This window comes from Desmonostoc vinosum, from assembly GCF_059505385.1.
The window spans coordinates 1-26,249 of sequence record NZ_JCACKM010000001.1 but is presented as its reverse complement, the minus strand read 5'-3'; the positions used below and the strand labels follow the sequence as shown (position 1 = coordinate 26,249).

Genomic DNA, 26,249 nt, shown 5'->3' with positions numbered 1-26,249 from the left:
AACTTTTCGCTGCGCCTCTGCGTGAGATAAAAAAATATTTATGCAAGAGGTCTTAGATATCAACTGCATTTTTTAGTTGGTACTGCCACATAATGAAGTTCCAACCACAGGATGGGGTTTCTTTCCTTTAATGTTGAGGCAGGATCGCGGATAATACGTGTGGCGTTCATACAAACAGCATCCGATGTCCCCAGATCTTTAGCAGTGCCCCTGAGAATATCTTTGTAGCGATTAACAGAAGCAAACAGCAGGTTGGGCGAAAATATAGCAAAATGTTGAATAAGTTGTGAGGGGCAGCCCCAATAGGAGTTTACGAGTTCGACGTGGCAGTACTGGAGCAACTCACCGAGTTGGGGACAGCGCCTCGTAGCTACGCTAATAAATTTTTGGACTAATACCTCTTCAGTCAACATAATAAGTTCTACTCCTTCAATGAGGTAGATAAATTTTGACGTGGTTTGCAACGTCGATTTCTCAAATGTTGGTAAGAAACTTACGCAGTTTTTTCTGCTTTTTCGAGTCAGAGGTTGCCAATTGCTCCAGATACTTTGTATGAAGGATAACCCTTACTGCATTGTCCTAGTCAAACAACCCAAACTTTACCAGCAGTTCCTCAAGCTGATGGTTAGACATAGATTTCGGAATCACAAAATCTGTGTTCTGATCAATTGCTGTTGCTAAGTTGCGATAGTGGTGTGCCTGTTCGCACTCAGGAGCATACTCAATCACCGTCTTGCGGCGGAACTCTGCCCGTTGCACCATGTTGTCTCTGGGTATAGAGTAAATCATTTGAGTTCCCAGTTTCTCAGCTAGAGCCTCGATCAGATCGTTTGCCCCATCAACTTTGCGAGAGTTGTAAATCAATCCTCCCAAACGTATATCGCCTATCAGGGCATACTTCTGAATGCTTCGGCAGATGTTGTTAGCGGTATACATTGCCATAATTTCCCCAGAAGTGACGATGTAAATTTCTTGAGCTTTGCGTTCTCGAATGGGCATCACAAACCCACCGCACACCACGTCACCCAGACCATCATAAAATGTATAATCAAGCCTAACCGCATCATCATAAGCACCTAATTGTTCCAGCAATCCAATCGATGTCAGGATGCCTCGACCTGTACATCCTACACCAGGTTCCGGCCCGCCCGATTCCACACACAGCGTCTTCCCCCATCCTTCCTGACGGAAGTCTTGTAAATTCACATCATCTTCTTCTTTACGCAAGGTGTCGAGTAAAATCTTCTGATGGAATCCCCCTAAGAGGAGCCGGGTAGAGTCTGCTTTTGAATCACACCCTACAACCATCACCTTACGACCCATATCAGTCAGTCCAGCCACAGTATTTTGAGTTGTTGTGGACTTGCCAATTCCTCCTCTTCCATAAATAGCAATCTTCCGCATAAGAACCCCAGTAATGGTGCAGACATGTCGATTTGGTTTCAGAATTATGGTGTAATCAAGCAGAGTGTTGAATTCAATAATAGTTGCAGTTTTTGAGAGAGTTTACTGCTGAAGTTGTAACAGTATCAACTTAGTCAAATAGTCGATATAGGCGTTTTATGCAACATTTTAAACTATCATCGGCTAGCTGCTATAAGTTAACAGTTTCTTGCAAACATAGCAGTAAATATTAGTGGGATGTGAGATACAACAAAGGTACTAAAAATTAGTCGCAATCCTGTTACAAGAGTTTAAAAACTTTCACAGCGATCGCAGGTGAAGGAGAAATTTCTACTTGATCACAGCCAAACAAATACTATGTTTCCTTGGCAGGAAGATACATAAAAATCAGTCCAGCCTACCTTATAGCAACAGCTTCGCCAAACGAAAAACCGATTTTTTGGCGGCTTTGCTCCACTTCGATTAACGTTGTGCCGTCACCAATAACTGATGAGGCTGGTCTGAATATCTGATTAGCAGGTGCTTGAGGAGTTATTGTGCTTTGGCAATTTAGATTCCCTATAAATCAAGAATATCATACATCCAGCAAAATTACTTGCGGTTATCAAATTATTTATAAACAGTATTCGTGGTCACAATTAGTGATCACCTAAAGAGCCTGAAAGTTAATCACTGCCATTTTTCTGTTGTTTTGAGTTGACCAAATATCACTGATTTTTCCCAGTGGCATATCTATAAACAGGACAAAAATTCCATCATTTATCTCTTCATATTTAGTTAGAACAGTCTGTCTATTTCTCTTGATCAAAATCTGATTTATCTTAGATAAGGCAATTTTAAATTTAGACAGAATTGTCTATTTACAAATAGATTAATCCTTAGTTTTTCTACATTTATTTCCATTTTTGTTATCAGATTTACTATTATTAATTAAAGATGTTGTTAGGATTTTGAAATCAAGGAACTCAAAGAAGTTCTCTTCTAAAAATACAAAGTCTTGAAGAATATTTCTTCTTCTTAGCTATTGCACAAGGAGCAATCAGCCATGCCAATGAAGTTGTTTAAGTGCGACCAAACCATTCCCGAACGGGAAAAGCACATATATATAAAAGAAAAGGGAGAAGATACAACCCAGTTTCTTCCCAGTGCTAACGTTGAAACGATTCCTGGCTCATTGTCTGAGCGCGGATGCAGCTATTGTGGCGCTAAGTTAGTAATTGGTGGTGTCCTCAAGGATACTATCCAGTTGATACATGGGCCTGTAGGTTGTTCATACGATACTTGGCACACTAAACGCTATCCTAGTGATAATGGCAACTTCCAACTCAAGTATGCCTGGTCAACGGATATGAAGGAACAGCATATTGTCTTTGGTGGTGAGAAACTGCTCAAGAAGGCTATCAAAGAAGCCTTTGCTGAATTTCCTGACCTCAAGCGGATGATGGTGTACACCACCTGCTCGACAGCTTTGATTGGTGATGACATCAAGCCTGTAGTCAAAGAGGTAGAAAAAGAACTCGGTGATGTTGATATCTTCACTGTAGAGTGTCCGGGTTTTGCTGGGGTGAGTCAATCCAAAGGACACCACGTTTTCAACATGGGCTGGGTGAATGAGAAGGTCGGAACCTTTGAGCCAGAGATTACCAGTCCATATACTATCAATGTGATTGGGGACTATAACATTCAAGGAGATACCTTTGTCCTCGAAAAGTATATGGAAAAAATGGGCATCCAAATCATCGCCCATTTTACAGGTAACGGTACTTATGACTCATTACGTGGGATGCACAGAGCGCAGTTGAATGTGACTAACTGTGCGCGGTCTGCGGGATATATTGCCAATGAGTTGAAGAAAAGATATGGTATTCCTCGTATTGATGTGGATACTTGGGGCTTTGACTATGCCAAGGAAGGGTTACGCAAAATTGGAACTTTCTTTGGAATTGAAGACAGAGCCGAAGCTGTGATTGCCGAAGAGGTAGCTAAATATGAATCTAAGTTAGCTTGGTATAAGGAGCGCTTGACTGGCAAAAAAGTCTGTATTTGGACTGGTGGGCCTCGACTGTGGCACTGGACAAAGGCGCTAGAAGACGATTTAGGCATGAAAGTTGTGGCGATGTCGTCGAAGTTTGGTCACCAAGAGGACTTTGAAAAGGTCATTGCCAGAGGTGAAGAAGGTACTATCTATATTGATGATGGCAATGAACTTGAGTTCTTTGAAGTGCTAGAGATGGTCAAGCCTGATTTGGTTTTGACTGGGCCACGGGTGGGTGCATTGGTGAAGAAGTTGCACTTGCCTTATGTCAACGGTCATGGCTACCACAATGGCCCTTACATGGGTTTTGAAGGTGCGGTGAATATGGCACGCGATATGTACAATGCCATTTACTCGCCTTTGATGAAATTGGCTAAAGATGATATCCGCGAAGATGTTTCTGTTGCTAATGGTAACGGTAAAAGCAATGGCAATGGTAAAGCTGCCAAAGATACCTCTGCGGACATGACTTCATTAATTCAGCAGTCAGCGAATAAAACTACTACCTCAGCAGTTCAAGCGCCAGCTGAAAAAACTACCTCACAAGTTAAATCGCCAGTGAAGGAAACCATTGCACCAGTTCAACAGCCAGCTAAAGAACAGGCAGCTAAGGAAACCACTTCACAAGTTAAATCGCCAGTGAAGGAAGCCATTGCACCAGTTCAACAGCCAGCTAAAGAACAGGCAGCCAAGGAAACCACTTCACAAGTTAAATCGCCAGTGAAGGAAACCATTGCACCAGTTCAACAGCCAGCCAAAGAAATCGCGTCATACATTCAAGAGCGAACTGAGGAAATTACCTCATTAATACAACAACGGTGTTTGTGGCAGTTTCACTCGCGCTCATGGGATCGGGAAGAAAACATCAGTGGCGTTCTCGGTCTGGCTGCGAAAATCTTGACTGGGGAACAGGTGGTTCTGGAAACCCTTATCGATCGCGCTTTTTATGCAGACGCAAAACTTCTTGTGAATGATTTGGAAAACAAGTTCCAATGGTTAACCAAGATGGATAACGTGCAAAAGAAAGCAGTGTTGGAGTCTGTTAAACACAAGCTGATCGATATTGCAATCACCAAGTCCTTAAATGGTGAATTGCACCATTCGCTTTATTAAGCAATTGGATCAGTAATTCCAATCAACGAACAGCGTTGCTCAATTGGAGTATGAATATGAATTAGAGTTTTGTCATCCTGTTAGTGTTTGTGCTGAAATTTGCCTAACGGAGCGATGCCTTTAACCGACGTAGCGCGATCGCCAAACGCATTCCCAAAAAGTAGCGTAGTGTTCTTGCACCGTTTTACAGAGAAGTTCTCGTTTGTTTGCAAGACTTTTCGGAAATTCAATTCTACCTTCTTCTGTAATCGATGCGAGGCGTAACTTACTAGTTCGGTGAGTGCGAAATGCGATCGCTTGTCGCAGGCATCGCTCCACTTTCTTAAACTCAAAATGACAATTCATCTCTTCGTGCAGCAACGCTAAACAAAATCACGCAATTTTTTACCATATAGGAGCCAATAGGATGTCTGTAATTGTCAAACAGAAGGAACGCAGCGGCGTAATCAATCCAATTTTTACCTGTCAACCTGCTGGAGCCGAGTATGCTTCCATCGGAATTAAAGATTGTATCCCTCTGGTGCATGGCGGACAGGGATGTAGTATGTTTGTTCGTCTCCTATTTGCCCAGCATTTGAAGGAAAATTTTGACATTGCTTCTTCTTCACTGCATGAAAATAGCGCTGTTCTTGGAGGCATACCACGGATTGAGGAAGGCGTAAAGACCTTAGTCGCACGATATCCCGATTTACGGATTATTCCAATTATTACAACTTGTTCAACCGAGACGATTGGGGACGACATCGAAGGAACCATTAACAAGCTCAACCGCCAGTTAAAGAAAGACTATCCCGATCGCGAGGTAATACTGGTTGCTGTGCATACTCCCAGTTACAAAGGTTCTCAAGTCACTGGCTATAATGTCGGCGTCCATGCGATCATTTCTACCTTGGCAAAAAAAGGCGAACCAACTGGCAAGTTAAACGTCATTACTGGGTGGGTTAACCCTGGAGATGTCACAGAAGTTAAGCGTATCTTAAAAGAAATGGATGTTCCAGGAAACATCTTAATGGATACAGAAAGCTTCGATGCGCCCACTATGCCCGATAAGACAAGTTTTGCCTTTGGGAATACCACCATCGAAGACATTGCTGATTCTGCTAACGCCATCGGCACTATCGCTTTATGCAAATATGAAGGCGGTAGCGCGGCTGAATTTTTAGACCAGAAGTTTAAGGTTCCTGCGATTGTTGGCCCAACACCAATTGGGATCAAAAACACCGACATCTGGCTGCAAAATATCAGCAAACTAACCGGTAAACCAATACCAGAATCTTTAGTTAAAGAACGGGGTAAAGCCATCGATGCCCTCGCCGACCTCGCTCACATGTTCTTCGCCAACAAGAAGGTAGCCATTTACGGAGATCCCGATTTAGTAATTGGTCTAGCAGAGTTCTGCTTGGAAGTTGAGTTAGAGCCAGTACTGCTGTTGTTAGGCGATGATAATAAAGCTTGTGCAAAAGACCCCAGAATTAAGGCTCTGGAAAACAACTCACCTACTGACATCGAAGTGATCACAAATGCAGACCTCTGGGAACTAGAGCGCCGCATTAAAGATAAATCCCTGAACATTGACTTAATTTTAGGTCATTCCAAAGGTCGGTATATCGGCATCGATAACAATATTCCGATGGTTCGGGTAGGCTTCCCCAGCTTTGACCGCGCCGGTTTGTGGAAATACCCTGTGATTGGCTACAAAGGGGCAGAATGGTTAGCAGATAATATCGCTAATGCTTTGTTTGCAGACATGGAGTACAAACGCGATCGCGAGTGGATCTTAAACGTCTGGTAAGAATGAGTTTTTAACACATAGGCGCTTCTCTACGAGACGCTACGCGTTAAGCGAAGCTATGCCGTAGGCTTTACGCCTTTCCGCAGGGTAGGAACGCCGAGTAAAACGCAAAGGATCGCAGAGTTAAACTTTGCGTTCCCACCGAAGTTATGAACGGCGGAAGCCGCCGCTCATACTTCTCTTTGCGCTAACCTTAGCGTACCTCTGCGTTAAAAAAATCAAAAATTGGAGAACCATAATGACTATAGATCAAAATATCGTATTTTACGGAAATCTGAGCGAACTTTACCAAATGGCAAAAGAGGGTAAGATTAAAACCACTCTACAAGGTAGTCATACTCGCCCTTGTAAATTTTGGACTGCAACAAAGATTTTAAGTGGTATTAAAAATGCGATCGTCATTTCTCACGGGCCGAGTGGCTGTGCTTATGGTGTCAAGCGGGCATACAAGCTGACCAATAGCCGCAATAGTGGTTCTCCTTATGAACCTGTGGTGACGACGAACATGAGTGAGAAGGCGGTAATTTTTGGTGGTGAAAAAGAATTAGCTGGTGCGATTCGAGAAGTAGATCAAAAATACCATCCTGATGCGATCGTTGTTGCTACTAGTTGTGCATCTGGTATTATTGGCGACTGTGTTGATGATGTGGTGAATAAAGCCCGCAAGGAAATCCAGTCTGAGATCATGACGATACATTGTGAAGGATTTGCAGGGGAGTATCGTAGTGGATTTGATATTGTATTTCGGCAAATCGTAGACTTTATGGAGCCGCCAACTCCAGAACGTAAAGCACAATTAGCCGATTCTGTCAATATTGTGGGTGCAAAGATGGGCCCGGAAAGAACGGAAGTTGAGACTGATGTTAAGGAATTAATACGACTCATCGAAGCAATGGGGGCGAGAGTTCACAGTGTCATTGCTGGTGACTGTACTTTAGAAGAACTCAAGCAAGCGCCAAGTGCGGCAGTTAACTGTACTTTATGTTTGGATCTTGGTTATACCATCGGTAAAGCCATGTCAGACAAGTTTGGTACTCCATTAAATTCTACTATACTGCCTTATGGAATCAGCGCTACAGAAAAATGGCTCGAAGGGGCGGCAAAATATTTAGGGATGGAAGAACAGGCGGCTGCATTGATGGAAAGAGAATATGCCGCAATCAAAACTGAATTTGAAGCAGCCAAGAGTTATATAGAAGGGAAATTAGCAATTATCGAAGGACATGACGCTATTAAGTGCTTGTCTATCGCCCACATGTTGGAACGCGATTTTGGGATGCGTGTGGTCATCTATAACTTCCATCCCTGGAGTACGGAAGCACGAGAAACCAGTGTAGATTACCTGTTGGAAACAGGGTTAGACCCGGAAATCCTGATTACGAAAGGAACACTGGCTTTTGGTAAATACGAATCTATGAAACAAACGGAAGATGAATTACTCGATTTTATTGGTGGTCTAGATCCAGACTCAGTTGTATATTTTGGTTCTTCCTTGAGTTTCCCTCATATTCCTGTCGTTGATTTAAACGCTATCTTAAATCGTCCCAGATTCGGTTATCGCGGAGCCTTAAAGGTGGCACAGTGTATTAAAACAGCACTCCAATATGGCTTTAGACCTCGCAGTTCGTTAACCAAGCAAATGGTATTCCCTAAAAATGCTGGGTTGGCATCTGCTCAATCACTAACTGGAAAACTAGCCCAAGACCTGCCTGACTGTACCGTGTATGCAGGAAAGAAGCGGGGAAAATGTTTTAACGAGTAATAAGTAAAAATTGAAACCCAACAAACACAACGTTTTTAGATGTTGGGACTGAACTTAACCTAGACCTACCTATAGTCAATGCAATGCCCTTAAAGAAAGAGGAGGAGAAAATGTCTGCTGGACTAAATTTTGAAAATTGTGACCATAGTAAAGACCCAATTGTTGGCTGTGCCCTTGAAGGTATTGCAACTACGGTTGCTGGTATCAAAGATGTCAGTATTGTGATTCAGTCTCCACAGGGTTGCGCGTCTACAGTCGCGGCTGGGTATGATGCTCATGAGGTTGATTTCACCAAGCGGAAAGTCGGTTGTACTCGTCTTTTTGAGTCAGACATTGTGATGGGAGCAACTGAGAAACTCAAAGGGATGATTAAAGAGGCGGATAAATCTTTTGATGCTAAGGTGATGTTTGTTGTTGGTACTTGTGCGGCGGACATTATTGGTGAAGATATTGCGGGATTGTGCCACCAACTTCAGCCAGAAGTCAAAGCTAAACTCGTTCCTTTACTTGCTGGTGGGTTTCGAGGCAATGCTTATGATGGCTTGGATATGGGTTTAGAGGCTTTACTTCCTTTTATCAAAAAAAGGCAGACTAAGAGAAGGGGTAGAAAGCCAAGGATTGTAAATATCATTGCGCCACAAGCAAATTTGAATCCGACTTGGTGGGCTGATTTGCAATGGGTAAAGCAGACGTTAAAGTCTTTGAGGATTAGAGTACAGACGGTTTTCTCTCATAACACCTCTTTTGAAGAACTGGAGCAAGCTGGTGAGGCAACCGCCAATATTGTTCTCAGTCATGATGTTGGGTATAAGTTTGCTCGGAAAATGCAAAAAACCCATGACATCCCCCTCATCCTTGATGACATACCTTTACCAGTGGGTGTAAACAACACTACTCGATGGTTGAAGGCATTGGCGGCACATTTCAAGCTAGAAGAAAGAGTTGAGCCAATTATCAAACAAGGCGAAGAAATGGTTGTAGATACACTTCGCAAACGAGCATTGATGATTATTCCCCGATATCGTAACTGTAGAATTGCCGTATCTGCGGATGGGACACTTGGCATTGGACTAGTTAGAATGCTTTTTGAAGAATTGGAAATGATTCCGGAAGTCTTATTATTTCGTTCAGCGATGCCTGATTCTCGTTCAATTCTAGAGCGAGAACTACACAGCCTCGGTCTTTCTCCCCGCGTAGTATTTTCGGCAGATGGATATCAAATCAAACATGCCTTACAAGAGGTTGATGTTAATGCCGTTATTGGCTCGGCATGGGAAAAATACATGGCAGAGGAACTAGGAATACAAATTGCTTTTGATGTATTTAGTCCTACTAACAGAGAAACCTATCTTGACAAGCCATATTTTGGCTATGAAGGAATGATCAATATGATGGAGGTGATTGCCAACGATTGGGATAGAGCTTTTCGTTCAAAAGAGATTCATTGGACATAAAGAAGTGTTTTGCTACACGTCTCGGCAACGGCAATCGCCATCAAGGGGAGTTCTCCTGAAGCTAAAAATAAATCTATACCCCCACGCAAAGTTCGTGTAATTGACACTCAAGACGGACAGCACATAGCTGAAATTTTTGTTGATCACATTACAGATATTAGATTTAGCTTTGACAGTAGTCACTTATCTATAGCAATCCTATCTGATTTGTGAAAATTCGCGGTATCCATATCCCGGACTTCTCAAAGAAGTCCGGGATCTTAATTCTCATGAATGATATCATGTCTGGCTAATCACTTATCATAAAAATTTCTCCCTTCCGCGTCTCCCTATCTCCGCGTCAGCCCAATCATAAGTCTTTAAACGGACATGATATGATTTAGGATTGGTATAGTGGATTGGTGAGAGTATTGAAAAATATCAAGTGTTTAAAGCTGACATTAACATTAGCAATTTCCTCGTAGAATTTTATCAATAGGGTGTTTTATAGTATTCATTGGGAATGAAAAATGGGTAATTGTCATTAATAGACTCAAGCCTGCGTAAATCGGTATAGCCCTTGATGAGATGCAATTATGTGTCTGTTGTGGGCGTTGACAGATTCAATTTCCAATTGGCTAGAGTATGGCAGTTATGACCCCTAGTATTACAGATTCAGGTGTCAAGGCAGCGATCGCAGCTGTTGCATTGGAGTCAGCGACAGCAGAAGAAAAAATCCAGATGCTGCTTGAGATGGCACAAGGTTTTCAAAAAAAGCCCAAAGCCGCCCAAGATTTGCGGAATGCAGTTTCTCTGTATTACCGGGCATATGAGATGTGTGGTGAAGAGTATCCTCTACTCAAAGCCCGTGCCCAAGTGGGGATGGCAGGGACATTACAGATAATACCGGATGCAGGAACTGAACTGTTGTTGCAAGCAAAAGCAGGTTATGAGGAAGCGCTGTCAATTTTACAACAGTTAGCTACACCAGAGGAACTAGCAGAGGCACAGATGAACTTTGGGTTGGTGTTGCAGTCCCTTGTACCATTTAATTTGGCGCGAATTACAGACAGCATCCAAGCTTATCACGAGGCTTTGCGGATATTTACCTGGCAAGATTACCCACAAGAGTACGCGATTTTATATAACAATATTGCGGTCGCTTACCTTTCTATGCCCATGGCATCAGAGAGAGAATACTTGCGTCAAGGGTTAGCAGTGCAATCATTTGAAGTGGCACTCAAGCATATTAACTTGATCGATCATCCCAGAGAATATGCGATGTTGCAAAACAATTTGGGTAACGCTTTGCAATATTTAGTGAGTTCTCATCCTGTGGAGAATAATTTGAGAGCGATCGCAGCTTACGATGAAGCGTTAAAAGTGCGTAACTCCAAAGATACACCTTTAGAATATGCTAACACAATTTCTAACAAAGCTAACGCCTTATTCAACTTACCCGATGATCCAGAAAAACCAGAAGTAGGTAATTTGAAAAATCTTTTACAAGCGCGTACTTACTATCAAAAAGCATGGGAAATTTTTGCTTACCATCAACAAATAGAACAAGCAGAAATAGTTAATCAAGCGATACAAGAAATTGAAGTAGAGATAGGGGGGAGGGGATGAGGAAGACGCGGGGACGCGGGGACGCGGAGAATAATCAATTCCCAATTCCCCATCACAAATTACCAACCGGGAGAATATCAAATCATGGATATTTTGCACAGCCCAACTTTGAAACATTTCTTAACCAGTATGGTTACTGGTGAACTTAACTTAACTACAGAATTAGTATGGTTAATTATAGCAACTGCTTTATCAATGATTGGTGGTGCTATTGGTGGAATGATATTAGCTGGGAAAGATATCGGTTATGCTTTCTCAGCAATGTTGGGTGCATTATTTGCACCGGCTGGTACAATTCCTGCCATATTATTAGGGTTTGCTGCACTAACTTTACTCAGTAATTATTAGGAGGCAAAATGTTAGAAATAGGGTGGTTTTCTGCCAAATTATTTTTTAAAGGTAAGCTACTGCGCGACCCGATTTATTTTATCCGACAAACTGCGATCGCTACTAGCATAGGTTTGTTAATATTAGTGTTGCTAGCTCAAGTCGAAATTCCTTTTTGTTTACCAGTAACATTATGTAGCTTAGCAACTGGTATCATGATGCCATTTCTACTTAAGGATTTTAAAATGAAATGATCTGTTAGTTGTTATTTGTCATGCGTTCTTTATGAATAAGCCACGACAAATGACCAATGATTAATTACTAATGACTAATATAACTAATGGCTACCCTTGAAGAACTAATTCAAGAAATTAACCGCTTTGAGGCAATCATATCTGAGTGGGACGAAAATCAACGGTGTGTAGTAGTAGGACTTAAAAGAGCGATTGAAGCTTTACATAAAGCAGCATTAACGAATTTAATTAAAAGCTTGAAGCAAGAATCAATGTCAGCTTTGTGTAGTGCTGTTGACGATGAAGTAGTGTACGCAGTGCTACTTTATCATGAACTCGTCAAACCGCCAACACCTCCTTTAACACAACGTATCGAGACAGCCCTTGATGAAGTTCGTCCAGCTTTAAAAAGCCATAATGGAGATGTAGAATTAGTAGCAATCAAACTACCAGACACAGTAGAAGTAAAATTAATCGGAACTTGTAGTAATTGTGCTGCTTCCACTTTAACCTTGTCTCAAGGAGTTGAACAGATAATTAAAAAATACTGTCCAGAAATTACCCAAGTAATTGCTGTCAATAATCCCATAAGTAGTAACGCTAATTCTGCCCTCAGCAGTCCATTTTCTCTACCGTTAGCCTCTACTTGGATCAAAGTCGCAACTCTTGACCAAATACCAGAATCTGGTATTGTTGTAAAACAAATCGCAGATAATCTACTCATTCTATATCGTCAAGGTGTGAATGTGAGTTGTTACCGTAATGCTTGTACTCACCTGGCATCTCCATTAAATACAGGTAAAGTTGAGAACGGAATTATTACTTGTCCTGCTCACAAATTTCAGTATAGATTAGATACTGGTGAATGTTTAACCACACCTGATATTTATTTACAGTCATATCCAGTAAAAATTAAAGGTGATAAGGTATTTGTGCAAATCAGAAAATAGGAAACCAAAACACATCTAATATAAACTCTTTTCTTACTCTCTGCGACTCTGCGTGAAAAAAAATTCTCACATTCGTGCCAAAACCTATGACATTTTTTATCATTAATACACATCAATATACATCAGCATTTATCTGCGGTTAATGCACATCCCAACTACAGTTAATTTCACCCCACAATTGTCACCAGAAAAAATAATTACACTTCAAAATTTGCCCCTATCACCCCAAGGTGCAGAAGTTATTTTAGGCAATATTATTGAACCACAACAATTAGTCATACCCCTTGCACCCAGTCCCACAAAAATGTTTAGCCCTCGTGGTGCTTGTTTGTTACCAAATGGTCAATTATGGGTATCAGATACAGGGCATCATCGATTATTAGGATGGCAAAATTTACCTACCAAAGATAATCAAAACGCCGATTGGGTAATTGGACAACCAGACTTTTTTAATGAAGGACAAAATGCTAAAGGTACACCAGGCAGAACAACCCTAAGTGTACCAGTAGGAATTTGTGCTTGTAGTGAAGGATTAGCGGTGGCTGATGCTTGGAATCATCGGGTTTTGATTTGGCAAAAGTTCCCAGAAGATAGCAATATTCCGGCAGACTTAGTATTAGGACAGGCTAATTTTACAGATAACGAACCAAATAGAGGAAATCAAGCTGCTGCTGCCAATACGATGCACTGGCCATATGGAGTTTTCTATCACCAAGGACAGCTATTTGTTGCTGATACAGGCAATCGACGGCTATTAGTTTGGCATCAATTACCAACAGAAAATGGTCAACCTGCTGACTTAGTTTTAGGACAACCGGATATGCAATCTCGTAATGAGAACGGCGGTGGTTCTCCAAGTGCGGCTAGTATGCGGTGGTGTCACGATATTGCCTTCTGGGGAGACAATCTTGTAGTCACAGATGCAGGTAATCATCGTGTGATGATATGGCAGGGAATGCCCACTGAAAATAATACCCCTTGTGCAGTTATTTTAGGGCAAAAAAACTTTAATTACGTAGAAATGAATCAAGGAGTTTATTTACCGAATGCTAGTAGTTTGAGTATGCCTTATGGAGTAGGGGTTACTGATGATTGGCTGGTAGTTGCAGATACGGCTAATTCTCGCTTACTAGGATGGAGAAAGCCAGAATCAATTTTATCATTACAAGGTGCTGTGGCAGATGGGCTAGCTGCACAAAATACCTTTCATAGTAAGAGTGAAAATCGGAATTTTGGAATGCCCAAACGAGATAGTTTAAATTGGTGCTATGGAATAAAAATCTATAACAAGACTGCGGTAATAGCTGATTCAGGCAATAATCGAATTTTGCTTTGGCAGTTTAACTATGACAACTGAAAAAATTAGAGTTTGTGGAACTGTTCAAGGAGTAGGATTTCGCCCGACAGTATATCGTCTGGCTAAAGCTTGTGGGTTACTTGGGGATGTTTGTAATGATAGTGAAGGTGTTTTAATTCGAGTCTCTGGTAGTGAAGCAGCTTTAAATGAATTCGTCACCAAATTACAACAAGAATGTCCACCATTAGCAAGAATTCAACAACTAACAAGAACTCGATATCAAACAGAAATTAAATTTGATGATTTTATAATTTCTCCAAGTATTAATAGTGTAATTAAAACAGAAATTGCCCCGGATGCTGCTACCTGTTCACAATGTCAGCAAGAAATTTTTGACCCTTTTAGCCGCTTTTATCGTTACCCTTTTACTAACTGTACTCATTGCGGCCCTCGTCTCAGTATTATTCGCGCCATTCCTTACGACAGATGCAATACCAGTATGTCTGCGTTTGTCATGTGTCCTAAATGTGCAAAAGAATACCACGATGTCGAAAATCGCCGTTTTCATGCCCAACCAATAGCTTGCTATATCTGCGGCCCTCAAATTTGGTTAGAACGTACCGATGGTAAACCTGTTACCGCTTCCATGTTTTCTATGCTAGATGATGTTGATGCCGTTTGTACCTTGTTGCAAAAAGGTGAAATAGTAGCAATTAAAGGGTTAAGCGGAATTCATCTAGCTTGTGACGCAACGCAACAAGTAGCTGTACAAAAACTACGTCAACGCAAACAGCGTTATCACAAGCCATTTGCCTTAATGGCGCGAGACATAGCAGTCATTGAAGAATACTGTATGGTTAACGCTAAAGAAAGGGAATTATTGCTAAGTTCTGCTGCGCCTATTGTTTTGTTGCGGAAGAAGGGACTAGGGATTGGGGAAGGACGCAAAGACGCGGGGATGTGGAGAGAAGATAATCGTATCATTCCCTCTTCTATAGCTTCTGGGGTTGCGCCGGGGCAAAATACTCTTGGGTTTATGTTACCTTATACGCCTTTGCATCATTTAATTCTCAGGCGGATGAAACGTCCAATTGTGTTAACAAGTGGTAATCTTGCTGATGAACCACAATGTATTGATAATGATCAAGCTAAAGAAAAATTAGGTCAAATAGCTGATTATTTTATCCTACATAATCGGGAGATTGTTAACCGAGTAGATGATTCTGTAGTGCGGGTTATTGGTGAACAAGTGCAAACAATTCGTCGTGCTAGAGGATATGCACCTGCACCTATTAATTTACCACCAGGATTTCATCATGTTCCGCAGATTTTAGCGATGGGTAGCGAGTTGAAAAATACCTTTTGTCTATTAAGTGAAGGTAAAGCAATCCTTTCGCAACATTTAGGGGATTTAGAAAATGCTGCGGCATTTAATGCCTATCAAGATACCTTGAATTTATACTTAAATTTATATGAGCATCACCCAAAAGCCATAGCTATCGACAAACATCCTGAATATCTATCTAGCAAACTCGGTAAAGAACTTGCAACCGCTAATCAAATTCCACTTCATCAAATCCAACACCATCACGCCCATATTACTGCTTGTATGGCGGAAAATGGTATTCCTCTTAACTCACCTGCCATTTTAGGCATTGCATTAGATGGGTTAGGTTATGGTGCAAATGATACACTTTGGGGTGGAGAGTTTCTTTTAGCAGATTATGGCAAATTTCAACGACTAGCAACATTTAAACCAGTAGCAATGATTGGTGGTAAACAAGCAATTTGTCAGCCTTGGCGTAACACTTACGCCCAATTAGTAGCAGCTAATATTTGGGATATTTGTCAACAAAAATATACGGAGTTAGAAATTGTCAAATTTTTAAACCAAAAGCCACTCAAGCTACTGAATCAACTAATTGAGAAAGAAATTAACTCTCCAAAAGCTTCATCAGTAGGGCGTTTATTCGATGCAGTAGCAGCTGCAATTGGTATTTGTAGAGAAGAATGTAGCTATGAAGGACAAGCTGCGATCGCAATGGAAGCCCTAATCGATCATTATACCTTAAATAATTATAAAGAAACATCAAAATATCCTTTTAATATTAGCTTTTTAGATAGGATTTATTGTATAGACCCATCCCCAATGTGGACAGCCTTACTCAATGACTTACAGCAGCAAGTTCCACAACCAATTATAGCTGTCAAATTTCATCAAAGTTTAGCCAACATTATCGTAGAAATGGCTAATCGCATTTGTCAAGAAAACCTCATCAATCAGGTTGTTCTTACAGGAGGAGTATTTCAAAATCGTGTTTTATTAGAGCAGGTAACTAAGCATCTACAAGCATTAGAAATAAACGTATTAACTCACAGCTTAGTTCCAACTAACGATGGCGGTATATCATTAGGGCAAGCAATCATTACAGCTGCTCAATTAATTACCAACTAGGGAGTAGGATAAAAAACCTTTTTAATAAAGGAAAAATCACAATGTGCTTAGGAATTCCCGGACAAATTATCGAAATTACAAACATTAATCATAAACTAGCCACAGTCAACATTGCCGGAGTCAAACGCCAAGTAAACATTGCCTGCATCGTTGACGAACAACATCCTCCCGAAGCTTGTATAGGAGATTGGGTATTAGTTCACGTTGGCTTCGCCATGAATCGTATCAACGAACAACAAGCAGCAGAAACATTACAACTACTGGAAGAATTAATTGGGAATCGAGAAGAGGACGCGGGGACACGGGGACACGGGGACACGGGGACGCGGGGACGCGGGGACGCGGGGACGCGGAGAAATTTTTTCCCTCATCCCCCTGACTCACAAGTGTAGGTTTTTCACATTCAATCCGAAAAAGCCTATTTTCCGTTCCGAAATCTTTCTGTGCGTCTCCCCGTCCCCACGTCGATTAAAACGCAAAATATTAAAAACCTACACCTGTCAGCCACTCCCCACTCCCCATGAAATACGTTGACGAATTCCGCGAACCAGAAAAAGCTGAAGCCTTACGCCAGCGAATCGGCAAACTATCGCAACAACTAGAAAAACCCATCAAAATTATGGAGGTATGCGGTGGACATACCCATTCTATTTTTAAGTACGGTATTGAAGAAATACTGCCCGACACAATCGAATTAATTCACGGGCCTGGTTGTCCAGTGTGCGTCATGCCAAAAGGGAGATTAGATGATGCGATCGCCATCTCTCAACATCCTAACGTTATTCTGGCCACCTTTGGCGACGCCATGCGAGTTCCTGGTTCCCAAACTAGCCTCTTGCAAGCCAAAGCCACAGGTGCAGATATTCGCATGGTTTACTCTCCCATAGATAGCCTGCAAATTGCCAGAGACAACCCCAACAAACAAATAGTATTCTTTGCATTAGGCTTTGAAACTACAGCCCCTAGTACAGCCCTCACCATCCTCCAAGCCGCAGCCGAAAAAATCCACAACTTTAGTATGTTTTGTAATCACGTCCTGGTGATTCCTGCCCTACAAGCACTATTAAATAACCCCGACTTACAACTAGATGGATTTATTGGCCCTGGTCATGTCAGCATGGTAATTGGCACAGAACCATATGAATTCATTTCCCAGCAATACCGTAAGCCAATTGTCATCTCAGGATTTGAACCATTAGACATTCTCCAATCAACTTGGATGCTATTGCAGCAACTAATAGAAAATCGTTGCGAAGTCGAAAATCAATATAACAGACTCGTGCAGAAAGCTGGCAATACAATAGCCCTACAAGCTATCAATCAAGTTTTTACAGTGCGAGAAAATTTTGAGTGGCGTGGTTTAAATGATATACCTCATTCCGGCTTAAAAATTCGTCCTGAATACGCCCAATTTGATGCCGAAATTAAATTTACCATTCCTAATCTCAAAGTAGCCGACCATAAAGCCTGTCAATGTGGAGAAATTCTCAAAGGAGTCTTAAAACCTTGGCAGTGCAAAGTATTTGGTACAGCATGTACCCCTGAAACTCCCATTGGTACATGTATGGTATCTTCCGAAGGTGCTTGTGCAGCCTATTACAAATATGGCAGACTCTCCGCCCTTGCCAAAAAAGCAACAATCACCCTCACACAAGAACCCCTCCCCGCCTGCGGAATGTCATTAGATTAACAAATTCTCAGCGTACCTCTGCGTTTAAAAATTAATTTAAATATGAACATTTCCCCCACCAACCCAGCACAAAATCCCCTCTTGCAAACCCACCATCGCCAAGCTAAAGTACGCGATACCCACATCACCCTTGCACATGGCAGTGGTGGTAAAGCCATGCACGATTTAATAGACGACATCTTTGTTAATAATTTTAATAATCCCATTCTTTCTCAACTAGAAGACCAAGCCAGTTTCAATTTAGCTAGCCTTCTACAACAAGGAGACAGACTTGCTTTTACCACCGATTCCTATGTTGTAGACCCCTTATTTTTTCCTGGAAGCGATATTGGAGAATTAGCCATTAACGGCACAATTAATGATTTAGCAGTTAGTGGTGCTAAACCCTTATATCTGACCTGTAGCGTCATTTTAGAAGAAGGACTACCTGTAAAAACCTTACGACAAATTGCTGCAAGTATGCAAGCTGCCGCGAAAAATGCTGGCGTTCAAATCGTTACAGGTGACACAAAAGTTGTACATCGTGGTGCAGCTGATAAACTATTTATTAATACAACTGGTATTGGTGTAATTCCCACAGGAATTAATATTTCATCTCACAATATTCAACCTGGAGATGCAGTAATTATCAATGGTGAGTTAGGCAATCATGGTGCAGCCATTTTAATCGCCCGTGGCGAACTAGCATTAGAGACTAATATTATAAGTGACTGTCAGCCCTTACATAGTTTAGTAGAAACCATCCTCAATCAGTGTCCTCAAATTCATGCCATGCGGGATGCGACACGCGGCGGTTTAGCCACAGTTTTAAATGAATTTGCCCTCAGTTCTCACGTGGGTATACGCCTAGACGAACAATCTATTCCCGTAGACGAAAAAGTCAAAAGTGTGTGTGAAATTCTTGGTTTAGATCCATTGTATTTAGCAAATGAAGGTAAGTTAGTAGTAGTAGTAGGACGTGAACATGCGGACACCGTTTTATCAGCAATGAAATCTCATCCAGCAGGTAAAAACGCTTGTGTAATTGGCGAAGTCATAACTTCACCTCCAGGCATAGTATTGTTAAAAACAACTTTTGGCACTGAACGTATCGTTGATATGTTAATAAGCGAACAATTGCCACGTATTTGTTAATTTGTAATAGTTTTTTATGCATGAACTAGGAATTACTCAAAACATTGTGGCAATTGTCACCGAACATGCTCAAGGTGCAAAAGTACAAAAAGTTGTACTAGAAATCGGTAAACTTTCAGCCATTATGCCTGACGCCATACAATTTTGTTTTGACATTTGCACCCAACACACCCTTTTAGAAGGAGCAAAACTAGAAATTTTAGAAATTCCCGGCTTAGCAAAATGCCGCCAATGTAGTGCAGAAATCCCTTTACAACAACCCTTCGGTATTTGTAATTGTGGTAGTACACAATTAACCTTAATCACTGGAGAAGAACTTAAAATCAAACAAATAGAAATATAATATTAATTACGAATTAATATATTTATCAAATCACCTTCACAAAACATACCTCTTAAAATACTCTTCAACTCTCCGCGCCTCTGCGCCTCTGCGTGAAAATCTTAACCTATTTATCACAACCAAAATACTATTACTGTAGATAAAACATGTGTGTAACCTGCGGTTGTTCTGACAATTCCGAAACCAAAATCACCAATCTAGAAACCGATGACCTTGCTCACCATCATACTCACACCTTACCTGATGGAACAGTAATCACTCACTTTCACACTCATAAAACTCATATCGAAGCATCTCATATCCATGCTCAAATACACAACACAACTATATCTTTAGAGCAGGATATTCTAGCAAAAAATAATCTCATAGCAGCTCAAAACCGAGGCTGGTTTAAAGGTAGAAATATCATAGCCTTAAATTTAATGAGTTCCCCAGGTGCAGGAAAAACCACTCTTTTAACTCGCACCATCAACGACTTGAAGCATCAGTTATTTATGAGTGTGATTGAAGGCGACCAAGAAACAACTAACGACGCCCAAAAAATTAAACAAACAGGCTGTAAAGTCGTCCAGATTAATACTAATACAGGCTGTCATCTAGATGCGTCAATGATAGATAAAAGCTTACAAAAACTGAATCCGCCACTCAATTCAGTTGTGATGATTGAAAATGTCGGTAATTTAGTTTGTCCTGCGTTATTTGATTTGGGAGAACAGGCAAAAGTAGTAATTCTTTCAGTAACAGAAGGAGAAGACAAACCAATCAAATATCCGCACATGTTTCGCGCTAGTGATATAATGATTATCACCAAAATTGATTTACTACCTTACGTACAATTTGATGTGCAAAAATGCATAGAATATGCTCAGCAAGTTAATCCCCAAATTCAGATTTTTCAGGTATCTGCAACTCAAGGAACTGGATTAGATAGTTGGTATAAATGGCTAACGGAAAAAGTAGCAAAATTTGTATAATTAAATACAGCTTTTAAAGATACGCGGGGATGTGGTTCGACTTTGCTCACCAACCGGGGGATGAGGGAGACGCGGGGACGCAAAGAATAATCAATTCCCAATTCCCCATTCCCCAAAACGTTTAACTAGCGATATATTTTGAGAATCTATATCGCCTAAATTCACTGTTGTTTATTGAATCTATGAAGTCTTATTTAGCCGCCGCTATTCAATTGACCAGTGTGCCCGACTTACACAAAAACTTGGCACAAGCAGAAGAATTAATTGATCTTGCTGTACGTCGGGGTGCTGAACTGGTAAGTTTGCCAGAAAACTTTTCTTATATGGGAGAAGAAAAAGACAAACTCTCTCAAGCAGAAGCGATCGCCCACGAAACCGAAAACTTTCTTAAAAAAATGGCGCAACGCTTTCAAGTTACTATCTTGGGCGGCAGTTTTCCAGTCAAAGTAGAAAACACAGGCAAATTCTATAACACTACCATACTCATCGACCCCAACGGTCAAGAAGTCGCCCGCTACTATAAAGTACACCTGTTTGATGTTAACGTCCCCGACGGCAACACCTATCAAGAATCTAGTACTGTCATGGCTGGTAAGCATCTACCCCCAGTCTATCTTTCTGAAAAACTTGGTAAACTAGGACTCTCTATTTGCTACGATGTCCGCTTCCCTGAACTATACAGACATCTCTCAGACAAAGGAGCCGATGTCATATTTGTTCCTGCTGCTTTCACCGCCTTTACTGGCAAAGACCACTGGCAAGTATTACTACAAGCAAGAGCAATTGAAAATACCTGCTATGTGATTGCACCTGCCCAAACTGGTACTCACTACGCCCGCCGTCAAACCCACGGACACGCCATGATTATCGACCCTTGGGGTGTAATTTTAGCCGATGCTGGTGAACAGCCAGGAATTGCGATCGCTGAAATCAAACCTTCCCGCCTCGAACAAGTCCGTCGTCAAATGCCTTCTTTACAGCATCGGGTGTTTTAGGGATTGGGCAGATGAGGGGGACGCGGGGAGGTGGGGACGCGGAGAATAATCAACTCCCAATTCCCCATTCCCTGACGCTAAAAAGACTCAAACAGCTATACTGCTTGAGCCTATACTAAATTATTTTATTTTAATTTAGTAACGGTTACGGAAGCCACTGTTTCCTCGGTTTCCACCGAAAGAACCTCTATTTTCTTTGGGCTTAGCTTTATTTACTTTTAAGTCACGACCCATCCATTCAGCGCCATCGAGAGCATCGATAGCAGCTGATTCTTCAGCATCTGTACTCATTTCAACAAAACCAAAACCACGGGGACGACCTGTTTCTCGGTCAGTAGGTAACTGAACACGCTTAACAGTGCCATACTCAGCAAACACAGCAGTCAGAGCCTCTTGTGTAACTTCGTAAGAGAGGTTGCCTACGTAAACTGACATAAATCATCTCCAAAATCATCAACTGTGTAGAGATTTAGATTTCGGAGAGAGTCTGTAAATACCAAAAGGAAAAAGCCAATCAATACTAAAAACAAACGCTATCGCCGAATTCATCTCACTTATTATGATGACATACCAGCCAACTATCAGAGAGGGTACTAGAAAAATTTTCTATAGAATCCATTTGGGAATGGGCTTCTCCTGTCGGAGACGCTGCGCGTAGCAAGATCCCGTAGGGTACGACTCCGCTCAGTCCACGGGGAATTGGGAATAGAGGGTTGATTATTCTCCGCGTCCCCGCGTCTCCCTCATCTCCCCAGTCCCCAGTCCCCAGCCCCCAATCCCCAATCCCCACTAAAAAGGCAAGAACTGAAGTAAGACTGAACCCAGACTGCCTACGAAGTCGAAAAAACTCGGTTTACCAGTGCTAACTTTCTCGTTATGGGGTGTTTGTAGTTCTAGAATAAAAGCCTGGGCTGTTTGCGTACCAGGGCTATTGTTTTGCGATATGAATAGTTTTTCAGCGATTTGGGCATCTTGAAATGCACCTTGCCGATCAAAAATTTGGTAGCGAGCAACGCCACGGGCCAGAAAAGCACCTGCATATTCGGGTTTAATGGCGATCGCTTGATTAAAATAATTGATAGCTTGCTGTTGATTACCTTTTTGTGCTTCTGCTACACCCCAAGCATAAAAGTCTTCTGGTGTCGCAATTTGCGATGGTATGCCAACTGCACCTTGAAAGTTAGCACCATTTAAGTAAGCACTATTAAATTCAGCATTCGCAAGATGGGTATTTCTCAAATCAGCACCCGCTAGATTCGCTCCACTCAGTTTGGCTTCGCTGAGATTAACACCAAACAAACTAGCGCCACTCAAGTTTGCACTCCTCAAATCAGCACTACTCAAGTTTGCACGGCTCAAGTTTGCACTAGTGAGATTAGCACCACTCAAATTAGCTCCCGCTAAGTCAGCCATAACTAAACCTGCACCACTCAAATCACAGTTTTGACATTGTTTAGTTGCCAACAACTGTCTTACATGTTCGGAATTCGCTGCCTGAGCCGTTGCTGAAAAAGTGATTGTGGTTATAAATGTCACAGTAGCTAAAATTTGATTTTTCATACTTTTTACTCAATACCAATGAATATCCGAGATAAATTTATACCCCAGCATATGATATGAGCAATCTCAGCATTTTGCCCTCTGTATTCATTCAGATTGACATCAGGGGCTAGAGTACACCTCATATAGTTGGAAACTGCCAAAAACTTAAATGTTGCATATGAATTGTCATTAAGTATCTTCTTGGCATAACATAAATGCAAATCTTCATTCTTTGATGATAGGGAGTGGGGAGTGGGGAGTGGGGAAGAAATATTTTTATATTTCCTTGTCAAGATAGCTCATTGAGTTTTTGGTAAAAGTTCTATTGTTGTTAATTATTAATCTTTTATTTTTGAGTATTTTTAAAGTTTTGTTAATGCACAAAAAAAACTTTTTAACTAATCAATTTTCCTAAGAGAAATTTGAGAAAAATGTATTATTTAAGACGTAGTTTTATAGGTTAAAAGCTAGCCATTTAAAGTCTTTTGATTTTAATACACGGAAGCTTCCAAAAATATTTAATTCAAATTATTTTTAATTTTGCACTTTATTTTTTAGCCTGATTCAATTAATAGTTGTGATCAATCATTTGGTAGAGACGTTGCGATACAATGTCTCTAAAATCTCTAATCTGTAAAATTATTCCATATATTTTTTTACTTATTTAGCTAATTACACTTATATCTAATGATAGAGATAAAAATTACGCCGGCCGATTGAGGAAAAATTAATCTATAAATGCATAAATAAAACTATTGGTATTACCAAATTAGTGAAACAAAGTAATTTTAATTTTGGGAGAAAAAGCATGGTTGTAGGTGTGCGTAGACGTGCTGTAGGAGTGTTCCCTCATCGTCGAGATGCAGAACAAGCATTACATGAATTGAGAGATTCTGGTTTTCCAATGGACAGAGTTTCCGTAATTGCGAGAGATGCAGACCGCAACGACGATATTGCTGGTACCCAAGTGCGTGAAAAGGTGGGTGATAAAGCAGATGAAGGTGCTAAGGTCGGGGCAATTTCTGGTGGTGCTTTAGGCGGTTTGACTGGCTTACTAGTCGGTCTTGGTACTTTAGCGATTCCGGGAATTGGGCCGATTATGCTCGCTGGGGCTACAGCAACTACCTTAGCTACAACCTTGGCAGGTGCAGGTATTGGTGCGGCAGCTGGTAGTTTGATTGGGGCCTTGATTGGCTTAGGAATTCCTGAAGAACGAGCCAGAGTTTACAACGAGCGAGTAGAACGAGGACAGTATCTGGTGATCATCGAAGGTACAGATACTGAAATCAGCAGAGCAGAGGCAATTTTACATCGTCGGGGTATTGAAGAGTTTGGTGTTTATGATCATCCAAATGGTCAACATGTAACTACAGATCATGCCGTTGCGACGCCTGGTGTAGCTCATACGAATGTTGGTCGCATTAAGCGGGCCATTGGTGCATTTCCTCATTATCGGGACGCAGAAACTGCACTTACAGAATTGCGAAATTCTGGTTTCCCAATGAGTAGAGTTTCGCTGATTGCTAAAGATGCCAGTAATCAAGGAATTGCTGGTATGGATAGAAACGTTAGTACAGGCAACAAAGCAGACGAGGGAGCTAAAGCTGGAGCTGCTACAGGTGGTGTTTTAGGCGGATTAGGTGGATTATTAGTTGGTATTGGTGCTTTAGCTATTCCTGGTATTGGCCCTGTAATTGCAGGTGGTGCAGCAGCGACGGCTATAGCAACAACTTTAACTGGTGGTGCAATTGGTGCAGCTGCTGGAGGCATTGGTGGTGGACTTGTTGGTTTAGGAATTCCCGAAAATCGGGCACGAGTTTATGGCGATCGCTTCCAGCGCGGTGAATATATAGTAATAGTAGATGGTACAGAAGCTGAAATTCACCATGCTGAGTCAATTCTCAGACACCGAGGCATTGAAGAATTCGCCATTTATGATGCCAGTGATTTAAATACCGAACATCACTCTGGTTTCGACAGAACTCGTCATCAAGAAACACCAGTTACTGGCTACCCAACCGAGCATGGTAGCGGAGATCCATCTGTAGTAATTGTTGATCGTCGGGATGACATAGTTTAATCCCATTGCTTTGAGACCTTGCAAGGGTCGGGTGTAGGGGTGTGGGAGTGTAGAGAAAAGTATTGATTTTCTCGCTCGTATTTCAAGCGCGAAGTGCCTCTATGTACATATGAGTCTTTTGGCACACTTGAGAACCCAGTCCTCTTGCTGATCTTTTTTCCCTACACCCCGAATTTTTGCTCCAATAACTATCACTCTTCAATCCACAATTAAACATATGAAAAAACTAACTCCTTTCTTAATTGGTTGCTTTTTGGTTTTTGGTGCTGTTGCTTGTCAAGATACTTCCAGAACTAGCCAAGAAGCACCTGAGAATGTTAACACTAGTCCAGAAACACCAAACGCACAAACAACAGAGGCTTCTCAACAAGATGCACAGAGCAATGTCCGCAGAAGGCAATTAAATTCTGACATTCGCGCTCGTGAAGAGCGCAGTAATGTTACTGGTGGTGACACAGATAGAGCAGTAAAAGACCTCAAAAGTGAAGTTAGCTCAAAGTTAGAGGCTAATATACCCAATGGTTTACTTACTGTTGATGCCACAAAAGATGGGACTGTAACAGTTGCTGGAACTGTAAACAACAAGGATCAGCTGGCTAAAATTGAACCTTTAGCTAAAGAAATTAAAGGCGTTAAAAATGTAGTTGTCAAAGCAATTGTTGCCCCCCCCAAAAACTAATTAGGCTACAAACAAATGTCAGGGAGAATATTTTCTCCCTCCCCAGTACCCAGTTCTATGACATAAAGCATTAGTTTCAGAGCGGCGGAATGAACGCCGCTCTCCCTCTACATTTCATTTAGTAAGTGATATGGAAACTGATCAACAAATGGAATCTATCAATCCTACTTCCTCTCAAGAGATGCTAGCAATTGAAGGTGCAAATACTGAAAATTTGCCAAAGCTACCATCTGCTACTCAACCAGCATCTCAATGGGAGCAAACTAGTAAACAAATTTCTCAATCTTTAGAGCAACTGCCCGAATACTTAAATAGCTTTTTTAAAACCTATAGAACTCCTATTTGATTTTTGAAAAAGAGTACGAGATAATACGGTTGAGTG

23 protein-coding genes and 1 pseudogene are annotated in these 26,249 nt (G+C 41.3%); 19 read left to right on the top strand and 5 right to left on the bottom strand.

Features of this window, described 5'->3' with window-relative positions; all coding sequences use genetic code 11:
- Nucleotides 1-59 precede the first annotated feature (59 nt).
- Both AC5JMF_RS00120 and nifH read right to left on the bottom strand, forming a co-directional pair.
- Entirely contained in the window at nt 60-413 is a 354-nt protein-coding gene (locus AC5JMF_RS00120) for a hypothetical protein (RefSeq protein ID WP_495793688.1), read from the bottom strand.
- A 166-nt stretch (nt 414-579) separates the two neighbouring features.
- Entirely contained in the window at nt 580-1,404 is an 825-nt protein-coding gene (gene nifH, locus AC5JMF_RS00115) for a nitrogenase iron protein (RefSeq protein WP_495793687.1), read from the bottom strand.
- 1,045 nt (nt 1,405-2,449) lie between these two features.
- Between nifH and vnfD the strand changes: the two genes are divergently transcribed.
- Nucleotides 2,450-4,552, top strand: a complete 2,103-nt coding sequence (vnfD, locus tag AC5JMF_RS00110; RefSeq protein WP_495793686.1) for a nitrogenase vanadium-iron protein, alpha chain — start codon at nt 2,450-2,452, stop codon at nt 4,550-4,552.
- 120 nt (nt 4,553-4,672) lie between these two features.
- Here the strand turns inward: vnfD and AC5JMF_RS00105 are convergent, their stop codons facing one another.
- Nucleotides 4,673-4,870: a hypothetical protein gene (locus AC5JMF_RS00105; RefSeq protein WP_495793685.1), complete on the bottom strand. Its 198-nt coding sequence runs from the start codon at nt 4,868-4,870 to the stop codon at nt 4,673-4,675.
- Between the two features lie 88 nt (nt 4,871-4,958).
- On the opposite strand from AC5JMF_RS00105, the gene vnfK reads away from it, so the two are divergent.
- The 15 genes and pseudogenes from vnfK (at nt 4,959) to AC5JMF_RS00030 (ending at nt 21,566) form a co-directional block, all read left to right on the top strand.
- On the top strand, nt 4,959-6,344 hold the full coding sequence (vnfK, locus tag AC5JMF_RS00100; protein ID WP_495793684.1) for a V-containing nitrogenase subunit beta: 1,386 nt from the start codon (nt 4,959-4,961) through the stop codon (nt 6,342-6,344).
- Nucleotides 6,345-6,582: 238 nt separating this feature from the next.
- Entirely contained in the window at nt 6,583-8,106 is a 1,524-nt protein-coding gene (locus tag AC5JMF_RS00095) for a nitrogenase component 1 (protein WP_495793683.1), read from the top strand.
- A 110-nt stretch (nt 8,107-8,216) separates the two neighbouring features.
- On the top strand, nt 8,217-9,560 hold the full coding sequence (locus AC5JMF_RS00090; RefSeq protein ID WP_495793682.1) for a nitrogenase component 1: 1,344 nt from the start codon (nt 8,217-8,219) through the stop codon (nt 9,558-9,560).
- A gap of 633 nt (nt 9,561-10,193) precedes the next feature.
- The gene (locus tag AC5JMF_RS00085; protein ID WP_495793732.1) at nt 10,194-11,168 is read left to right on the top strand and encodes a hypothetical protein; all 975 of its coding nucleotides are present in this window, start codon (nt 10,194-10,196) and stop codon (nt 11,166-11,168) included.
- A gap of 81 nt (nt 11,169-11,249) precedes the next feature.
- Entirely contained in the window at nt 11,250-11,516 is a 267-nt protein-coding gene (locus tag AC5JMF_RS00080; protein WP_495793731.1) for an asr0689 family protein, read from the top strand.
- 8 nt (nt 11,517-11,524) lie between these two features.
- A complete protein-coding gene (locus AC5JMF_RS00075; protein ID WP_495793681.1) occupies nt 11,525-11,749 on the top strand; it encodes a hypothetical protein in 225 nt (74 codons plus the stop codon).
- Between the two features lie 86 nt (nt 11,750-11,835).
- The gene (locus AC5JMF_RS00070; RefSeq protein WP_495793680.1) at nt 11,836-12,678 is read left to right on the top strand and encodes a NifU family protein; all 843 of its coding nucleotides are present in this window, start codon (nt 11,836-11,838) and stop codon (nt 12,676-12,678) included.
- Nucleotides 12,679-12,820: 142 nt separating this feature from the next.
- A complete protein-coding gene (locus AC5JMF_RS00065) occupies nt 12,821-14,035 on the top strand; it encodes an NHL repeat-containing protein (protein WP_495793679.1) in 1,215 nt (404 codons plus the stop codon).
- Nucleotides 14,025-16,430, top strand: coding sequence for a carbamoyltransferase HypF (hypF, locus tag AC5JMF_RS00060; protein WP_495793678.1), 2,406 nt, complete (start codon nt 14,025-14,027; stop codon nt 16,428-16,430). Before AC5JMF_RS00065 ends, hypF begins: the two co-directional genes overlap by 11 nt.
- Nucleotides 16,431-16,471: 41 nt before the next feature.
- A pseudogene (locus tag AC5JMF_RS00055) lies at nt 16,472-16,711 on the top strand (HypC/HybG/HupF family hydrogenase formation chaperone); the annotation flags it as partial.
- A gap of 239 nt (nt 16,712-16,950) precedes the next feature.
- Nucleotides 16,951-18,120: a hydrogenase formation protein HypD gene (gene hypD, locus AC5JMF_RS00050; protein WP_495793677.1), complete on the top strand. Its 1,170-nt coding sequence runs from the start codon at nt 16,951-16,953 to the stop codon at nt 18,118-18,120.
- A 42-nt stretch (nt 18,121-18,162) separates the two neighbouring features.
- Nucleotides 18,163-19,254 (top strand): hydrogenase expression/formation protein HypE, encoded by a 1,092-nt coding sequence (gene hypE / locus AC5JMF_RS00045; protein ID WP_495793676.1) that lies wholly within the window; start codon nt 18,163-18,165, stop codon nt 19,252-19,254.
- Between the two features lie 16 nt (nt 19,255-19,270).
- Nucleotides 19,271-19,597 carry a hydrogenase maturation nickel metallochaperone HypA gene (gene hypA, locus AC5JMF_RS00040; protein WP_495793675.1) on the top strand — a complete coding sequence of 109 codons (327 nt, stop codon included), beginning with the start codon at nt 19,271-19,273 and terminating at the stop codon, nt 19,595-19,597.
- Nucleotides 19,598-19,743: 146 nt separating this feature from the next.
- Complete coding sequence (gene hypB, locus AC5JMF_RS00035; protein WP_495793674.1) at nt 19,744-20,571, top strand: hydrogenase nickel incorporation protein HypB; 828 nt, start codon at nt 19,744-19,746, stop codon at nt 20,569-20,571.
- Nucleotides 20,572-20,753: 182 nt separating this feature from the next.
- On the top strand, nt 20,754-21,566 hold the full coding sequence (locus AC5JMF_RS00030) for a carbon-nitrogen hydrolase family protein (protein WP_495793673.1): 813 nt from the start codon (nt 20,754-20,756) through the stop codon (nt 21,564-21,566).
- A gap of 135 nt (nt 21,567-21,701) precedes the next feature.
- Here AC5JMF_RS00030 and rbp read toward each other — a convergent pair whose 3' ends face one another.
- Together rbp and AC5JMF_RS00020 are read right to left on the bottom strand one after the other, a co-directional pair.
- Entirely contained in the window at nt 21,702-22,001 is a 300-nt protein-coding gene (gene rbp, locus AC5JMF_RS00025; protein WP_495793672.1) for an RNA-binding regulator, read from the bottom strand.
- Between the two features lie 354 nt (nt 22,002-22,355).
- Nucleotides 22,356-23,126 (bottom strand): pentapeptide repeat-containing protein, encoded by a 771-nt coding sequence (locus AC5JMF_RS00020; protein WP_495793671.1) that lies wholly within the window; start codon nt 23,124-23,126, stop codon nt 22,356-22,358.
- Nucleotides 23,127-23,916: 790 nt separating this feature from the next.
- Between AC5JMF_RS00020 and AC5JMF_RS00015 the strand changes: the two genes are divergently transcribed.
- From AC5JMF_RS00015 to AC5JMF_RS00005, 3 genes are all read left to right on the top strand, one after another.
- Entirely contained in the window at nt 23,917-25,188 is a 1,272-nt protein-coding gene (locus AC5JMF_RS00015; protein WP_495793670.1) for a general stress protein, read from the top strand.
- 217 nt (nt 25,189-25,405) lie between these two features.
- Nucleotides 25,406-25,867: a BON domain-containing protein gene (locus tag AC5JMF_RS00010; protein WP_495793669.1), complete on the top strand. Its 462-nt coding sequence runs from the start codon at nt 25,406-25,408 to the stop codon at nt 25,865-25,867.
- A 130-nt stretch (nt 25,868-25,997) separates the two neighbouring features.
- Nucleotides 25,998-26,213, top strand: coding sequence for a hypothetical protein (locus tag AC5JMF_RS00005; protein WP_495793668.1), 216 nt, complete (start codon nt 25,998-26,000; stop codon nt 26,211-26,213).
- The last annotated feature ends 36 nt before the right edge of the window (nt 26,214-26,249 follow it).

Excerpts from the sequence above, each read along its gene's own strand:
- AC5JMF_RS00010 (WP_495793669.1), top strand. The coding sequence starts at position 25,406 with ATGAAAAAACTAACTCCTTTCTTAATTGGTTGCTTTTTGGTTTTTGGT.
- AC5JMF_RS00070 (WP_495793680.1), top strand. The coding sequence starts at position 11,836 with ATGGCTACCCTTGAAGAACTAATTCAAGAAATTAACCGCTTTGAGGCA.
- AC5JMF_RS00020 (WP_495793671.1), bottom strand. The coding sequence starts at position 23,126 with ATGAAAAATCAAATTTTAGCTACTGTGACATTTATAACCACAATCACT.
- AC5JMF_RS00120 (WP_495793688.1), bottom strand. The coding sequence starts at position 413 with ATGTTGACTGAAGAGGTATTAGTCCAAAAATTTATTAGCGTAGCTACG.
- AC5JMF_RS00075 (WP_495793681.1), top strand. The coding sequence starts at position 11,525 with ATGTTAGAAATAGGGTGGTTTTCTGCCAAATTATTTTTTAAAGGTAAG.
- hypD (WP_495793677.1), top strand. The coding sequence starts at position 16,951 with ATGAAATACGTTGACGAATTCCGCGAACCAGAAAAAGCTGAAGCCTTA.
- AC5JMF_RS00085 (WP_495793732.1), top strand. The coding sequence starts at position 10,194 with ATGACCCCTAGTATTACAGATTCAGGTGTCAAGGCAGCGATCGCAGCT.
- AC5JMF_RS00005 (WP_495793668.1), top strand. The coding sequence starts at position 25,998 with ATGGAAACTGATCAACAAATGGAATCTATCAATCCTACTTCCTCTCAA.
- hypF (WP_495793678.1), top strand. The coding sequence starts at position 14,025 with ATGACAACTGAAAAAATTAGAGTTTGTGGAACTGTTCAAGGAGTAGGA.
- nifH (WP_495793687.1), bottom strand. The coding sequence starts at position 1,404 with ATGCGGAAGATTGCTATTTATGGAAGAGGAGGAATTGGCAAGTCCACA.
- hypA (WP_495793675.1), top strand. The coding sequence starts at position 19,271 with ATGCATGAACTAGGAATTACTCAAAACATTGTGGCAATTGTCACCGAA.
- AC5JMF_RS00030 (WP_495793673.1), top strand. The coding sequence starts at position 20,754 with ATGAAGTCTTATTTAGCCGCCGCTATTCAATTGACCAGTGTGCCCGAC.
- AC5JMF_RS00095 (WP_495793683.1), top strand. The coding sequence starts at position 6,583 with ATGACTATAGATCAAAATATCGTATTTTACGGAAATCTGAGCGAACTT.
- AC5JMF_RS00015 (WP_495793670.1), top strand. The coding sequence starts at position 23,917 with ATGGTTGTAGGTGTGCGTAGACGTGCTGTAGGAGTGTTCCCTCATCGT.
- AC5JMF_RS00090 (WP_495793682.1), top strand. The coding sequence starts at position 8,217 with ATGTCTGCTGGACTAAATTTTGAAAATTGTGACCATAGTAAAGACCCA.
- AC5JMF_RS00065 (WP_495793679.1), top strand. The coding sequence starts at position 12,821 with ATGCACATCCCAACTACAGTTAATTTCACCCCACAATTGTCACCAGAA.
- hypE (WP_495793676.1), top strand. The coding sequence starts at position 18,163 with ATGAACATTTCCCCCACCAACCCAGCACAAAATCCCCTCTTGCAAACC.
- rbp (WP_495793672.1), bottom strand. The coding sequence starts at position 22,001 with ATGTCAGTTTACGTAGGCAACCTCTCTTACGAAGTTACACAAGAGGCT.
- vnfK (WP_495793684.1), top strand. The coding sequence starts at position 4,959 with ATGTCTGTAATTGTCAAACAGAAGGAACGCAGCGGCGTAATCAATCCA.
- hypB (WP_495793674.1), top strand. The coding sequence starts at position 19,744 with ATGTGTGTAACCTGCGGTTGTTCTGACAATTCCGAAACCAAAATCACC.
- vnfD (WP_495793686.1), top strand. The coding sequence starts at position 2,450 with ATGCCAATGAAGTTGTTTAAGTGCGACCAAACCATTCCCGAACGGGAA.